Raw genomic sequence first — 15,020 nt, 5'->3', positions numbered from 1 at the left:
GCAATTGGAATTTTTGAAATTTTCTTCTTTGTTGACATATTATCTAATTTTTAGTCAACTTTTTTCAGGACAAGACAGATATAAAAAAATCTCTCAAAAATTTTTGAGAGATTTCTATTTTAAAGTTTCTAAGAATTATAGTGAATAATTCGGAGCTTCTTGTGTAATAATTACATCGTGAGGATGAGATTCTTTCAATCCAGAACCTGTAATCATCACCATTTTTCCGTCTTTTTGTAAAGTTTCGATATCTTTTGTTCCGCAATATCCCATTCCAGCTCTGATTCCACCAGTTAATTGGAAGATTACGTCTTCTAATTTTCCTTTGTATGGAACTCTTCCTTCGATTCCTTCTGGAACAAATTTTTTGGCTTCACTTTGGAAATATCTTTCTTTTCCACCACGTTTCATAGCAGAAAGACTTCCCATTCCTTGATAAGATTTGAATTTTCTACCTTGGAAAATAATTTCTTCACCTGGCGCTTCTTCCGTTCCTGCTAAAAGTGAACCGAGCATTACTGCACCAGCTCCAGAAGCGATAGCTTTTACAATATCACCAGAAAGTTTAATTCCACCATCTGCAATTACGGCTACATTATATTCTTTAGCTTTTTCGTAAACGTTATAAATCGCCGAAAGTTGAGGAACACCAACTCCAGCTACAACTCTTGTAGTACAAATAGAACCAGGACCAACTCCTACTTTTAATACGTTAGCTCCAGCTTTAATTAAAGCTTCAGCTGCATCTGCAGTAACAATATTTCCTCCTACAATATCTAAATCTGGGAAAGCATTTCTAATTTCTGTAATTTTATCGAGAACACCTTTAGAATGACCATGCGCAGAATCTACTGCGATAATATCTACACCAGCTTCTACTAATGCTGCAACTCTAGTCATCGTGTCATCTCCTACACCAACTCCAGCTCCTACGATTAATCTTCCGTTTTGGTCTTTATTGGCTTGAGGATATTCTAATTGATTGTCGATATCTTTTATGGTAATTAATCCTACCAAATGATTTTCTGAATCTACAATCGGAAGTTTTTCTATTCTGTTTTTAAGCAAAATTTCTTTGGCTTGCTCTAAGTTGGTAGATTTATCAGAAGTGATAAGATTTTCTTTGGTCATCAATTCTTCTACTTTTGCAGAAAGATTTTCTTGATATTTTACATCACGATTGGTGATGATTCCAATTAATTTATTGTCTGTATCTACTACTGGAAGTCCAGAGATTTTATATTTCGCCATAAGTTCCTTAGCTTCGGCTAAAGTATGATCTTTAGAAAGCGTAACAGGATCAGCAATCATTCCGTTTTCTGAACGTTTTACACGGTTTACTTGTGCCGCTTGTTCTGGAATAGGCATGTTTTTATGAATAAAACCTAAACCTCCAACTCTGGCAATAGCAATAGCCAAATCTGCTTCTGTAACGGTGTCCATCGCTGCGGAAACGATAGGAACATTAAGCGTGATTTTGTCTGAAATTCTAGATTTAAGAGAAACTTGGTTGGGTAAAACTTCTGAGTAAGAAGGGATAAGAAGCACATCATCGAAAGTGATGGCGGTTTCTACGATTTTGTTGTGAATAGACATCTTTACTTTCTTTGCAAAATTAAACGTTTTTTTCTAATCATGAAAATTAAATTTTCTTAATAGAAAAGCTCCCTAAATTTTAGGAAGCTTTGTGTCGTATTAATTCCTGTTTTTTACAATAATCCAGTTTTTATAAGTAACCTTAGTGTTGGTATCAGGTTCTGTCCATTCTAAAACATACCAATATGTTCCCGTGATAATACTTCTTCCGTTTTCTGTTCCATTCCAAATGTAATTGGATTGTTTTTCGCTGGAATACACTTTTTTCCCAAATCTATCAAAAATAGAAATTTTCACGTCTTTTTTCACTCGTAAATCTGAGTAATCTAGAACGTCATTTATTCCATCACCATTTGGAGTAATGGCATTAATAATATTAATAATGGCGAATTCATATTCAACAGGTGTACAAACATAAGCATCTCTTATGTATACTTTTTGTACTCCATGTCTCAGATTGTAAAACACATTAGAATTCTGCCAATTGATTTGGTCTAGAGAATATTCATAAGGTGCAGTTCCACCCGAAACATTTACGGTAATGCTGTTTCCTTGTTCTATCACGCTGTCAATTACAGGGTCTACTGCTTCTGAAATCGTAAAAGATTGTTTGTAAACACATCCATTTTTAGAAGTAAGTTCTACATAATGCGTTCCTATTCCATAAATAGCATTGTGGAGTGTTTCTCCTTCGGTTCCATTGCTCCATTTGTAATAGGTAAAATCAGTACCAGCGTCTACAACAGTAGTTGTATTCTTACAAATTGTTTCATTTTGAAGAGTAGTTGAAGCTTTTGGAGTTTTAATATTTACCGTAATTTTCGCCCAATTCGGACAAGAATTTGCTTGTTGTAATCTTAAGAAATAAGTTCCAGTGGAAGTAATATTTTGAGTGCTTGAAATAGGATTGATATTATTTTTCGCATCATTTTCAGAGTTGAAATAAGTTATGGAAACGCTATTATCCGTGGTAAAGAAAGATTCAAATGTTTTAAGATTTACAGATTTTATAGCGTCTAAATCATCATCACACACCTCTTGAGAAAGAGTAGAAGTCAATAAAGTTACTCTATTTCCAAATTTAAACTCTAAAGGATAAATTAGAGCAGGACAATAATCAGATTCTACTCTTACAAAAATAGTGGTGTCTGTAGAAAATGACCAAGAATTGTTTAAAACATTTGCGTTTCCAGCATTTGCATCGGTAATATTTGCGTAATATTTAACTCGATAGATTCCTGGATTGAGAAGAATTGCAGCAGTAACATTGTTGAGATTTACTTCGATGGTTCCATCTAAATTTTGGTCACAAACTGTAGTATTGAATTTGGAAATATCTATAATGGCTTTTGGGGATTCTACTACGCTTATTTTTTGGGTATAAGTACAATTGTTTTCAGAAGTCAAAATAACATAATAATCACCTTTTCCCACATTTTTAATTTGGTGAGAGGTTTCACCATTACTCCATAAGTATGCGGAGAATTCTAGTCCAGCATCAAGATTTGTGGTTTCTCCTTCACAAACGGTAATGACTGGAGGTAAATTTGATTTTTTAGGCTGTCCAAACTTAAATGTAAGAACAGCAATGTTATCACAAATTCCAGATTTTTTGATTCTTACATAGAAAGTAGTAGTTGCGGTTAAATTCTGTGAAGGAGCAATAGGGTTTTGTTCTAAATCTGCATCATTTTTGGTGAGATAAAATTGATGAGTATAACCTGTTTCTGAGGTAAGTTGAGGTAAATAATTGTCTAGATTTACCGCTTCTGTATTGTTAAAATCTCCATCACAAATTTGAGAAGTAGCATCTGTAACCGAAAGTTTGTTTCCAATTTTAAAATCCAAAAAGCCAGTTGCATTGGTACAGCCATTTCTAGAAGCTACTAAAATGTAAATTCGGGTTGGTGTAGTATAAGTCCAATTTTTTGGTAACGCAGGGAAATTAAATCCAGGGTTGTCAAAATAATAAATGTCAAAATCTGCTGAATTATTGACAATGGTTTTAGAAATTTCATCGAAATCAGGTTCGTAAAGTCCGTCAAAATCAGTATCGCATAAAGTTGAATCAAATTTTAGCGTATCAATATTGGGAATAGGATAAAAATTCAAATTTATTTCTGCCATTTCTGTACAGCCATAGCTGTTTGTCACTTTTGCATAAATGGTTTTTGGGATAGAGTTATAGCTGGTGAAATTGGAAATGTGATTAGAGAACGTTTTCGTTGCGGCATCATAATTTTCAAAATATTCTACCTTGGTAATGTTGGTATCATTAGAAACTTTGGCTTGTGTAAGGTCAAAATCCCCTGTTTTATCAGGTTTAATACAAGCAAGCGCTTCACCAGTGATGGTTTTTAATCTATTGACATTAATATTTACTGTTACAAATTCTGTATCTGGATAATTAGGGTCTGTGCCAGAAAAAGAATAGGTAAAAGTATCTGAAATTACAGTAGTATCCGTTAAAGTATAAGTTATTTCGCCTGTAGTAGCATCTATAGTAGCGGTTCCGTAAGATGGGGCTTTTGTAATTTTTATAGAGCTAATATCTATATTTTGGGTAGATGTAGAAAATTTAGGCGTTATTTTATAGGTAGGAGTACAGTCGCTTACTTCTATCGCTAATGTTGTTTTAAAAGGGCATCTTTGAAATTTAAAAATAGGAGAGTCTAGGCTTCCACAACTGGCTTTGGTAATTTTCACATAGTAATCTCCACTTTCTGTGGGAGTGATGATGTAGGTATTTGCTCCAGGTCCTGTATAAGGATTTCCGTTATAATACCATTGGTAACCATCATAAGTATTATCTACTTCTAGTGTTACGTTTCCTTTTTCGCAATCGCCTCCTTTGGAAATAATGGGAACGGAATTGAATCCTGCGAAATAACCACCATAACCTACTGCACCATTACCAGCAGCAATACCAGCCGTAACAGCTTTGTTGGATTTTATAGAAATATTATCAGATACGTTGGGAATAACATAAGTTTCCCAAGCTGAATTTCCACTTAACGCAAATGGTCCATAACTTGAGCTAATTGGAAGTCCGTTGATAGAAATTGTTGCGCCTTTTTCTGTAATAATATTAAGTTTTGTGTTTTTATATTTTGCAAAAGAATTTCTATATGGCATTTCATTTACATACCCAATTTCATCTATACTATTCGGAAGATAGCAACTAAGTGCAGGAATAAAATTAAAACCTCCTGTTGCAAATTCTGATGTACCATCACTACCGTCTGTTCCTGCTAAAAATTGATAAACATAAATAGGTTTTGTAGACTTTACGTACAAATTATAAACATTTGTACTTGGATTATTAAAGCCACCTCTTATAAAATGATATTGTCCTTTATTAAGGCTAATAGGTATATTACTTTCATTTACATAAACTTGGGTATTGTCTTCTGTTGCAATTACCAGAGTCTTTTCAGTGTAACCTTCATTTAAACCATTTGCAGTACCATTCCCTTTAAGGATTACATATTCTGTACCTATTCTTTCTACAGGGACTGATTGGTCCATTAATACATCATAATTAACTTTATTTTCGGCTACACTTAGAAAGTTTCCATTGGTGACAGATATAGGCTTATCAGAAGTTATAATGGATCCAATAAGCCCTTCTAGATTAGCGTTGGAATCAGCTACTAAAGTTTCGAATATATAAGATTCTCCTTTCTTGAGTACTATTACTTTTTCATCATCTGTGGTATTGTCTGAGAAAATAACGTCTTTATTATAATCACTTAGTTTTACAGTTGTATTATCTTCTGTTGCAATTACACTTACTACTGCGTTAATTCCCCTTATGTTTCTTATATCGCTAGGAATATATTGTTCTCCCATTCCAATAAAAAAAACATTTCCCAATGCGGATTTTCCTTTTGATGTTATAATTTCTGCATGATTAAAAACTGAGAATCTTAAATTAGCAAAAAATTTTTTCTCACCAATTACATGTAATCCTAGAGTGGTTTTTTTATTTATTTCTTCACTATTAGTAGTGATAATATAATCTCTAGGAATATAAAATTTTTGAGGATTTCCTTTACTAAGATTGCTAATAGTTCCAATAACACTATTATTGTTATAAATTTCCACATTAAATGGAGTGCTCTCATTAGTAGAAACGTAAATGTATTGTTGGGCTTCTGATCCTCCAGAGGCATCCGCTATTGGTGCAAACCAATGCTCTGTATCAAATTGAGCGAAAATTTTGGCAAAGAAAAATAAAAATAGTAAAAAAGTTAAAAATTTCTTCATTTGTGTAAAAAAAACTTAACAAATGTAAGTAATGTTTTTATTATGAGAGCATTCTAATTTCTATTTTTTAGAAGAATCCAATCTTTATTATTTATTTTAATGCCGGTATCGGGTTCTGTCCATTCTAGAATATACCAATATGAACCACTAGGAAGAGGTCTTCCGTTTTCTGTTCCATCCCAAATGTAGCTAGTAGAATTTTCATTGCTGAAAATTTTCTTTCCAAAACGGTCAAAAATGAGAATTTTCACCTCTTTTTTCACCCTTAAATCTGAGTAATCTAGGACGTCATTTAATCCGTCGCCATTTGGAGTTATGGCATTAAGAAGTTTAATGATGGAGAATTCATATTCTGTAATGGAACATTTTTTACTATCTCTTACGTATACTTTTTGTATGCCTCTATTGAGATTATAAAACATATTAGAAGTTTGCCAATTGATTTGGTCTAGAGAATATTCGTAAGGCGCAGTTCCACCCGAAACATTTACAGTAATGCTGTTTCCTTGTTCTATCACACTGTCAATTACAGGGTCTACTGCTTCTGAAATCGTAAAATATTGTTTGTAAACACATCCGTTTTCTGCTTTCAGTTCTACAAAATGGGTTCCCGCACCATAAGTAGCATTGTGGAGTGTTTCTCCTTCGGTTCCATTGCTCCATTTGTAATAGGTAAAATCAGTACCAGCGTCTACAACAGTAGTTGTATTCTTACAAATTGTTTTATTTTGAAGAGTAGTTGAAGCTTTTGGAGTTTTAATATTTACCGTAATTTTCGCCCAATTCGGACAAGAATTTGCGTGTTCTAATCTTAAGAAATAAGTTCCAGTGGAAGTAATATTTTGAGTGCTTGAAATAGGATTGATATTATTTTTCGCATCATTTTCAGAGTTGAAATAAGTTATGGAAACGCTATTATCCGTGGTAAAGAAAGATTCAAATGTTTTAAGATTTACAGATTTTATAGCGTCTAAATCATCATCACACACCTCTTGAGAAAGAGTAGAAGTCAATAAAGTTACTCTATTTCCAAATTTAAACTCTAAAGGATGAATTAGAGCAGGACAATAATCAGATTCTACTCTTACAAAAATAGTGGTGTCTGTAGAAAATGACCAAGAATTGTTTAAAACATTTGCGTTTCCAGCATTTGCATCGGTAATATTTGCGTAATATTTAACTCGATAGATTCCTGGATTGAGAAGAATTGCAGCAGTAACATTGTTGAGATTTACTTCGATGGTTCCATCTAAATTTTGGTCACAAACTGTAGTATTGAATTTGGAAATATCTATAATGGCTTTTGGGGATTCTACTACGCTTATTTTTTGGATATAAGTACAATTGTTTTCAGAAGTCAAAATAACATAATAATCACCTTTTCCCACATTTTTAATTTGGTGAGAGGTTTCACCATTACTCCATAAGTATGCGGAGAATTCTAGTCCAGCATCAAGATTTGTGGTTTCTCCTTCACAAACGGTAATGACTGGAGGTAAATTTGATTTTTTAGGCTGTCCAAACTTAAATGTAAGAACAGCAATGTTATCACAAATTCCAGATTTTTTGATTCTTACATAGAAAGTAGTAGTTGCGGTTAAATTCTGTGAAGGAGCAATAGGGTTTTGTTCTAAATCTGCATCATTTTTGGTAAGATAAAATTGGCGTGAGTAACCAGTTTCTGAGGTAAGTTGAGGTAAATAATTGTCTAGATTTACCGCTTCTGTATTGTTAAAATCACCATCACAAATAGTGGTAGAATAATTGGTAACTGAAATTTTATTCCCGAAAATAAATTCAATAGGTTGAATTTCTGGCGCGCAAACACCGTTTTCTACTCTTACATAAATGGTAGTGTCTGTATTGTAAGACCAATTGTTAGGCAAAGTATTGGCGTTACTAAGGGTAGCGTCTGTTAAATTTTGATAATATTTTACTACAAATTCAGGTTTGTAATTGGTAATGATAGTAGTATTTAAGTCATCTAATTTAATTGGAATATTTCCGTCAAAATTAGTATCGCAATTCGTGAATGTTATTTTGGTGGCTTTAGCTTTTTCAATGTATTCTACGGTGATAGCGCCTCTTAAATTACAGCTAGAAGATGAAATATTCACTTCATATCTGCCTTCCGAAGTTACAGTATAAGTTGCAGAAGTTTCTCCAGTCAATATATTTCCGTTTTGAAACCATTGATACGTTGCGCCAGAAACAGTAGCATCTAAAGTTAAAGTACTTCCTTCACAAAGCGGATTGTTGGTTGAAATTAATCTATCTGTACCAATATCTTTACTGCCTACAAAACTTCCTGCTTTCAGGAAAACAGCAGAATCATAGCGACCACTGGAGTCTCCATGGTCAGCAATTACAAGTTTTATGTGGTATTTTACACCTTTTTCAATGCTAGATTCTGCATTCAGTACTTTGGTTTGTCCATTGAAATTTGTCGGCGAGTTGTTCGGGTCGTCAATTCCTAGGTATCCTCCGAAATAATTAATGTTTTGTGGGCAGATGTTTGCTCCACTTATCGTAAGAGAGGTAACGGGCGATGTAGTGTTTGGTACAATTGCAATATTTCGATATGCTTCGGAGTTGTCGGCTTTTTTAATCAAAAAGGCAAATGCATCAGAGTATTTACAATTAGTTTTTTGATACTCTTCGGATAAAAACATATAATCAAAGCTTATCTTGTCAGTATTTGCAATAAAATCAAACTCTAAAGAAGTTGCGTTGAGTATGTTATCAGTCGGTAGATTATATTTTGTTAATATATCAATTAAATCTTGGTCTTCTCTCCAGTTCGTGGCGTAATAGTCTTGCAAGTTATCGTTGGGGCCTTGTGCAGCTTTGGCTTTTCCTGTAGATAGTATAATTCCTTCGTTTATGTCAAAATTGCTAGTTCCTTTTGTAAAAAAACCGTAACTTAAATCCCCCGTTCCTGTAGTGCCATCGCTTATGTTCCCTGTGTCAAAATTCCAGCCAGATAGCGTGACATTAGATACCGAAATACAAGTGTTATTAGCGCCTATTAATTTTTGTACGAGCTGGTCTTTATTGTATGAGGTGTTTACACTAATATATTGCGCTCTTACAGAAATTGTAATGAGTGTAAGTAGTAATAAAACGTATTTAGTCCAATTTTTAACCATTGTTTTCCGAGGAAATGGATTGCAAATTTAAGTATAATTAAATAAAAAAGAGACGATCTATAATAGACAGTCTCTTTAGATATTTTAAAAGGATTTTAAATTAAGAAAGAGCAACTCTCTTGAATCCTGTTACTTTTAAATCTCCGTTTACAGATTTTACGAAATCAGCTACAGACATACCTCCATCTTTAATGAAAGCTTGGTGTACTAAAGTGTTTTCTTTGTAGAATTTCTGCATTTTTCCTTTAAGGATATTGTCAATAATGTTTGCAGGTTTTCCTTCTTTAGTTAAGATATCTCTTTCGATTTCTAATTCTCTGTCAATAACTTCTTGAGAAACTTGAGTTTCGTCTAAAGCGATTGGGTTCATAGCAGCAACTTGCATAGCTACAGATTTAGCAGCATCTTCAGCACCTTCTACATTAGCAGAAAGAGAAGTAAGAGTAGCGATTTTATTACCAGCGTGGATGTAAGAACCTACGAAATCACCTGCTAATTTTTCAAAAGCACCGATTTCAATTTTCTCACCGATTACTCCTGTTTGTTCAATTAATTTTTCAGCAACTGAAATACCATTATAGTCAGAAGCTAAGAAATCTTCTTTAGAGTCAAAATTAAGCGCTCTTTCAGCGAAATCATGAGCTAATTTTACGAAGCTTTCGTTTTTAGCAACGAAGTCAGTTTCGCAGTTTAATGCGATTACAACACCTGCAGTGTGGTCAGCATTTACTTTAGCAATTACAGCTCCTTCTGTAGATTCTCTATCTGCTCTGTTAGCAGCTACTTTTTGTCCTTTTTTTCTAAGGATTTCAATAGCTTTTTCGAAATCTCCTTCAGCTTCTGTAAGCGCTTTTTTGCAGTCCATCATACCTGCACCTGTCGTGTTTCTAAGTTTAGCTACGTCTGCAGCAACTGGTGTATACATAATTGAAATTTTTTGTTTATTTATTTGGTAAATTTTTAGATTTGCAAAGATATGAAATTTCGTGTAAACTAAAAATAGGGTTTTTACGTTATATTTCTAAAAATAATTGATAATAAACTGAAATGAAAAACAAACTTTTACTTCTTATTTTGCTGGTCTTTTCCACCTTTTTGTTTTCGCAAACTTCTCAGGAATTAGACAAAGCAATGCTGAGTAAAGACCCTAAAGTGATTGCAGAATTTATTAAAAAGTATCCTAATAATAAAAACACTCCTTTTCTACAGAGAAAACTAAACAGTATGACTGGGAGTGGAAATGCAGCCGCTAAACCGAGTATACAACCGCTGAATACCGAGAAATTAGAAAAACAGGTAGAAAAAAGTGAGGCAAAAGGAGAACCAGATGCTAAAGCAAAACGTACTGCCGAAGTTCTTACGCATTTATTTAATAATGACCCCAACAAAAAAGATGCTTACGTTTTGATTAGAAATAAATCTGAATGTAACCTCATTGTAAAATTCGAAGGAAAAAAATTCTATAATCTAGATGTTCCTAAAATGGGTGAAAATTATATTCTGGTGCAGAAAGGAACGTACAGAATTACCACGATGATTTGTAATGCGCAATACGCATCGGTTAAAAATATAACACAAGATTTAGAAATCAACTTGAATGCAGCAAAAAAAGTCAGAAAATAATTTCTGACTTTTTTATTCAAATATTTTTTAGAAAAATTAACCTACAAATCTACCCATTGCAATAAATTTCTCTTGTCTGTGATTTACTAATTCATCACCAGTGAAATTTTTGAGCGATTTAATATTGGTTAAAATATTTTTCTTCACATTATTATAAGCTATTTGAGGATCATAATGAGCTCCACCAAGTGGTTCTTCTATAATACCATCGATGATTTTCTCTTTTAGCATATCTTGTGGAGTAAGTTTTAATGCATTGGCAGCAGTTTCTTTGTGCTCCCAGCTTCTCCATAAAATAGAAGAGCAACTTTCTGGTGCAATTACAGAATACCAAGTGTTTTCTAGCATGTATACTTTATTTCCTACGCCAATTCCTAAAGCACCACCAGAAGCACCTTCTCCAATGATAATGGTGATAATAGGTGTTTTCATTTGGCACATTTCATAGATGTTTCTAGCAATGGCTTCACCTTGACCTCTTTCTTCGGCTTCTAAACCAGGATAAGCTCCAGGAGTATCAATGAAAGTAACAACAGGAATTCTGAATTTTTCTGCCAATTTCATTAATCTAAGCGCTTTTCTGTAACCTTCAGGATTACTCATCCCGAATCTTCTGCGCTGTCTTTCCTTAGTAGTTCTTCCTTTTTGAGTTCCGATAATCATTACACTTTGACCGTCTATTTTTGCAAGACCACCTACCATTGCAGGATCATCAGCAAAATTTCTATCACCGTGTAATTCTACAAAACTATCTTTGTCTACAATTCCATTAATAAAATCTAATGTGTATGGTCTGTCTGGATGACGTGATAGTTGAACTCTTTGCCAAGGCGTAAGATTTCCGTAGATTTCTTTCTTTTTTTCGATGATTTTGTCTTCAATTTGGCTGCAAGCCAATTTCATATCTACACCGCTTTCTTCACCAACTAAAGAACAAGTTTGGTATTGTTCCATTAACTCCTTAATTGGTAATTCAAAATCTAAATATTCCATTTTTGTTTAGAATTAATCCTTCAAATGTAGTAAAATTTCTTGTTTGAAAGAATTATTTTATTTTTTCTATGGCTGATTTTAGCCTTGTTAAACTTTCTTCTTTGCCCAAAATTTCTAATAAATCTGGCACGTCTGGTCCTTTTAATTCCCCTACTAGAGCGAGTCTAAGTGGCATCATGACCTTCCCAAAACCTAAGCCTTTTTCTTCTACTAAATGATGAATTTCTTCCTTCAAAATTTCGGATTTAAATTCTATAGTGTTTAATTTTTCAGAAAGTTCTGTCATGATGGAAGTAGTTTCTTCGTTCCAAGCTTTTTTTACCGCTTTTTCATCGTATGCAGAAGGTGCTTCGAAAAAGAATTTTCCTTGTGTATAAATATCTTTCACGAAAGTGGCTCTTTCTTTCATTAAACCAATGATTTTTAATAATTTTTCGTCTGAAAGATTGATGTTTTTGGTTTCTTCTAGATTTTTAAAACTTTCTAAAAGCTCTTCATTAGACTGTTTTTGAAGATATTGATGATTAAACCATTCTGCTTTTTCTTTAGAAAATCTTGCGCCCGCTTTGTGAACTTTATGCAAATCAAATTCAGCAGCCATTTCTTCTAGACTTAAAATTTCCTTATCATCAGAAGGCGACCAACCCAAAAGTGCTAAGAAATTTACAAAAGCTTCAGGCAAATAGCCTTCTTCTTTGTAACCTTTATACGTTTCGCCGGTTGCTTCGTCATAGAAATTCATCGGGAAAACAGGGAATCCAAATTTTGCGCCGTCTCTTTTGCTTAATTTTCCTTTTCCTTCTGGTTTTAGAATTAGAGAAAGGTGGGCAAATTCTGGAGCAGTCCAACCCATTGCTTCATATAATAAAATGTGTAAAGGCATTGAAGGAAGCCATTCTTCACCACGAATGACGTGGGTGATTTCCATTTCGTGGTCGTCTATAATATTGGCGAAATGATAAGTTGGCATTCCATCATTTTTAACCAAAACTTTATCGTCTAGAGTATTGGTGTTTACAGAAGATTTTCCTCTGATGATGTCTTCTAGATTTACAATTCTATCAATCGGCATTTTAAATCTTACCACATAAGGAACGTTTTGATTGATGAGTTCCTGAGTTTCTTGTTCAGAAAGTGTAAGACTGTTTCTCATGCTATTTCTGGTGAAGTTATTGTATGAAAAAACTTCGCCTTTTGCTTCGTATTCTGCTCTTACTTTTTCTAATTCTTCGGGAGTGTCAAAAGCAATATATGCATAATCCGTTTTCAGGATTTCTGCGGTGTATTTGTCGTAAATATGTCTTCTTTCTGATTGTCTATAAGGTCCGTAGTTTCCTCCATGAATTGGGGATTCATCTGGAATAATGCCGCACCATTCTAGAGCTTTCATAATGTATTCTTCTGCACCTTCTACATATCTTGCTGTATCTGTATCTTCTATTCTCAGCACGAAATCTCCGCCTTTATTTTTGGCAAAAAGATAATCGTATAACGCTGTTCTTACACCACCTAAATGTAAAGGTCCAGTAGGACTTGGTGCAAAACGCACTCTTACTTTGCTCATTTTATGAAATTTTAAGTTGCAAATTTACGATTTTTATAGTTTTCTGATTATTATACAGTGCCTAAAATTTTTATTTCTTAATTTTGTAATATAATTTAAACTTTAAAAACATGCTAGAAATTGGTGAAAGACCTTGGGGAAAGTATTTTGTATTACAAGATGAACCTAATTTTAAATTAAAAAGAATAGAAGTTTTGCCTAATCAAAGACTTTCTTATCAGTACCATCATCATCGTCAAGAATTTTGGACAATCGTAGAAGGAGAGGCGGTAGTAGTATTAGATGGGGAAGAAAATTTCTTACAATATGGGCAGAGTATTTTTATTCCTCAAGGAGCTAAACATAGAATAGAGAATCGCAGTGATGAAGTTTTGGTTTTTGTAGAAGTACAAACTGGAACTTATTTTGGCGAAGATGATATCGTAAGAATAGAAGATGATTACGAAAGAAATTAAAATAGAAAATCCCGAAATACTCGGGATTTTTTTATTTTTTATAATTCAAGATTACTTTTTCTATAATAGCTACACATTCTAACAGTTGTTCTTTGGTAATTACCAATGGTGGAGCGAGTCTTATAATATTGCCATGAGTAGGCTTTGCTAATAAACCATTTTCTGCAAATTGCATACAAAGATTCCATGCAGTAGGTGATTCTGGAGTATCATTCACCAAAATAGCATTCAATAAGCCTTTTCCTCTTACTTGATAAATCAAATCTGTCTTAGCAATGATTTTCTGAATTTCTGCACGGAAAAATTTTCCTAATTCTTCTGCTCTTTCTGATAATTTTTCTTCTTCTACTACATCAAGGGCAGCTACTGCAACTGCGCAAGCTAATGGATTCCCTCCAAAAGTAGAACCATGCTGACCAGGATGAATAACTTGCATAATGTTATCATTTGCCAAAACTGCAGAAACAGGATACATGCCTCCAGAAAGTGCTTTTCCTAAAATAAGAATATCTGGCTGAACATTTTCATGATGACAAGCGATTAATTTTCCTGTTCTAGCAATACCCGTTTGAACTTCGTCTGCAATGAAAAGAACATTATGTTTTTTACACAATTCTGAAGCATTTTTTAAATATCCTTCATCTGGAACATAAACACCAGCTTCTCCTTGAATAGGCTCTACTAAAAATGCAGCGATGTGTTGTGCTTCATCTTCTAAAACCTTTGATAATGCTTCAATATCGTTATAAGGAATTCTTAAAAATCCGGGTGTAAATGGTCCGTAATTATTGTGTGCATCTTTGTCATTAGAAAAAGAAACGATGGTGGTAGTTCTTCCGTGGAAGTTGTTTTCACAAACGATTATTTTAGCATAACCATCTTTAATTCCTTTGACTTCGTAACTCCATTTTCTAGCGAGTTTAATGGCAGTTTCTACGGCTTCTGCGCCAGAATTCATCGGGAGAACTTTGTCAAATACAAAAAGAGAAGTGATTTTTTTCTCGTATTCTCCTAAGTTTGAATTGTAGAACGCTCTAGAGGTAAGAGAAAGTTTCTGAGCTTGTTCCGTAAGTGCTTTTACAATTTTAGGGTGAGAATGTCCTTGATTTACTGCAGAATATGCTGATAGAAAATCAAAATATTGTTTCCCTTCTACATCCCAAACATATACACCTTCACCTTTTTCTAATACAACAGGAAGCGGATGATAGTTGTGAGCACCATGTTTATCTTCTAAATCTATATAATATTGAGCGGTTTTTGTAGACATAAATATATTATTGAATTTTTACAAATTTACATTTTAATTTTAGAATTCATCACTAAAAAAAGTTGCCTTTTTCAAGACAACTTTTTCATTTATTTAAAACA

At 33.5% G+C, this 15,020-nt stretch carries 9 protein-coding genes; 2 read left to right on the top strand and 7 right to left on the bottom strand.

From position 1 onward, the window contains the following. Positions 1-135 precede the first annotated feature (135 nt). The 4 genes from guaB to tsf all read right to left on the bottom strand — a co-directional run bounded on the left by guaB (position 136) and on the right by tsf (position 9,939). Positions 136-1,596 carry an IMP dehydrogenase gene (gene guaB, locus QO190_RS09025; protein WP_069798834.1) on the bottom strand — a complete coding sequence of 487 codons (1,461 nt, stop codon included), beginning with the start codon at positions 1,594-1,596 and terminating at the stop codon, positions 136-138. A gap of 99 nt (positions 1,597-1,695) precedes the next feature. After that, on the bottom strand, positions 1,696-5,865 hold the full coding sequence (locus QO190_RS09020; RefSeq protein WP_371462547.1) for a gliding motility-associated C-terminal domain-containing protein: 4,170 nt from the start codon (positions 5,863-5,865) through the stop codon (positions 1,696-1,698). A 53-nt stretch (positions 5,866-5,918) separates the two neighbouring features. Continuing rightward, entirely contained in the window at positions 5,919-9,014 is a 3,096-nt protein-coding gene (locus tag QO190_RS09015) for a choice-of-anchor L domain-containing protein (protein ID WP_371462549.1), read from the bottom strand. Between the two features lie 100 nt (positions 9,015-9,114). Beyond that, on the bottom strand, positions 9,115-9,939 hold the full coding sequence (gene tsf, locus QO190_RS09010; protein ID WP_069798828.1) for a translation elongation factor Ts: 825 nt from the start codon (positions 9,937-9,939) through the stop codon (positions 9,115-9,117). Positions 9,940-10,061: 122 nt separating this feature from the next. Between tsf and QO190_RS09005 the strand changes: the two genes are divergently transcribed. Then, positions 10,062-10,637: a DUF6759 domain-containing protein gene (locus QO190_RS09005; protein WP_371462552.1), complete on the top strand. Its 576-nt coding sequence runs from the start codon at positions 10,062-10,064 to the stop codon at positions 10,635-10,637. 36 nt (positions 10,638-10,673) lie between these two features. On the opposite strand, the gene QO190_RS09000 is transcribed toward QO190_RS09005, so the two are convergent. Next, the gene (locus QO190_RS09000) at positions 10,674-11,630 is read right to left on the bottom strand and encodes an acetyl-CoA carboxylase carboxyltransferase subunit alpha (RefSeq protein WP_213189937.1); all 957 of its coding nucleotides are present in this window, start codon (positions 11,628-11,630) and stop codon (positions 10,674-10,676) included. A gap of 52 nt (positions 11,631-11,682) precedes the next feature. Further along, a complete protein-coding gene (gene gltX, locus QO190_RS08995) occupies positions 11,683-13,194 on the bottom strand; it encodes a glutamate--tRNA ligase (protein ID WP_371462554.1) in 1,512 nt (503 codons plus the stop codon). Positions 13,195-13,304: 110 nt separating this feature from the next. On the opposite strand from gltX, the gene QO190_RS08990 reads away from it, so the two are divergent. Next, a complete protein-coding gene (locus QO190_RS08990) occupies positions 13,305-13,649 on the top strand; it encodes a phosphomannose isomerase type II C-terminal cupin domain (RefSeq protein ID WP_104793905.1) in 345 nt (114 codons plus the stop codon). Between the two features lie 31 nt (positions 13,650-13,680). Here QO190_RS08990 and rocD read toward each other — a convergent pair whose 3' ends face one another. Continuing rightward, positions 13,681-14,919 carry an ornithine--oxo-acid transaminase gene (gene rocD, locus QO190_RS08985; protein ID WP_371462557.1) on the bottom strand — a complete coding sequence of 413 codons (1,239 nt, stop codon included), beginning with the start codon at positions 14,917-14,919 and terminating at the stop codon, positions 13,681-13,683. Positions 14,920-15,020: the final 101 nt, after the last annotated feature.

This window comes from Cloacibacterium sp. Arc13, from assembly GCF_041431305.1.
Lineage (GTDB): Bacteria > Bacteroidota > Bacteroidia > Flavobacteriales > Weeksellaceae > Cloacibacterium > Cloacibacterium caeni_B.
The sequence above is the reverse complement of the archived record's forward strand: the minus strand, read 5'-3'. Positions and strand labels throughout refer to the sequence as shown.

Bases quoted from the DNA above. Each gene is read 5' to 3' on its own strand.
- QO190_RS09020 (WP_371462547.1), bottom strand. From the start codon at position 5,865: ATGAAGAAATTTTTAACTTTTTTACTATTTTTATTTTTCTTTGCCAAA.
- gltX (WP_371462554.1), bottom strand. From the start codon at position 13,194: ATGAGCAAAGTAAGAGTGCGTTTTGCACCAAGTCCTACTGGACCTTTA.
- QO190_RS09005 (WP_371462552.1), top strand. From the start codon at position 10,062: ATGAAAAACAAACTTTTACTTCTTATTTTGCTGGTCTTTTCCACCTTT.
- QO190_RS09015 (WP_371462549.1), bottom strand. From the start codon at position 9,014: ATGGTTAAAAATTGGACTAAATACGTTTTATTACTACTTACACTCATT.
- QO190_RS09000 (WP_213189937.1), bottom strand. From the start codon at position 11,630: ATGGAATATTTAGATTTTGAATTACCAATTAAGGAGTTAATGGAACAA.
- QO190_RS08990 (WP_104793905.1), top strand. From the start codon at position 13,305: ATGCTAGAAATTGGTGAAAGACCTTGGGGAAAGTATTTTGTATTACAA.
- rocD (WP_371462557.1), bottom strand. From the start codon at position 14,919: ATGTCTACAAAAACCGCTCAATATTATATAGATTTAGAAGATAAACAT.
- tsf (WP_069798828.1), bottom strand. From the start codon at position 9,939: ATGTATACACCAGTTGCTGCAGACGTAGCTAAACTTAGAAACACGACA.
- guaB (WP_069798834.1), bottom strand. From the start codon at position 1,596: ATGTCTATTCACAACAAAATCGTAGAAACCGCCATCACTTTCGATGAT.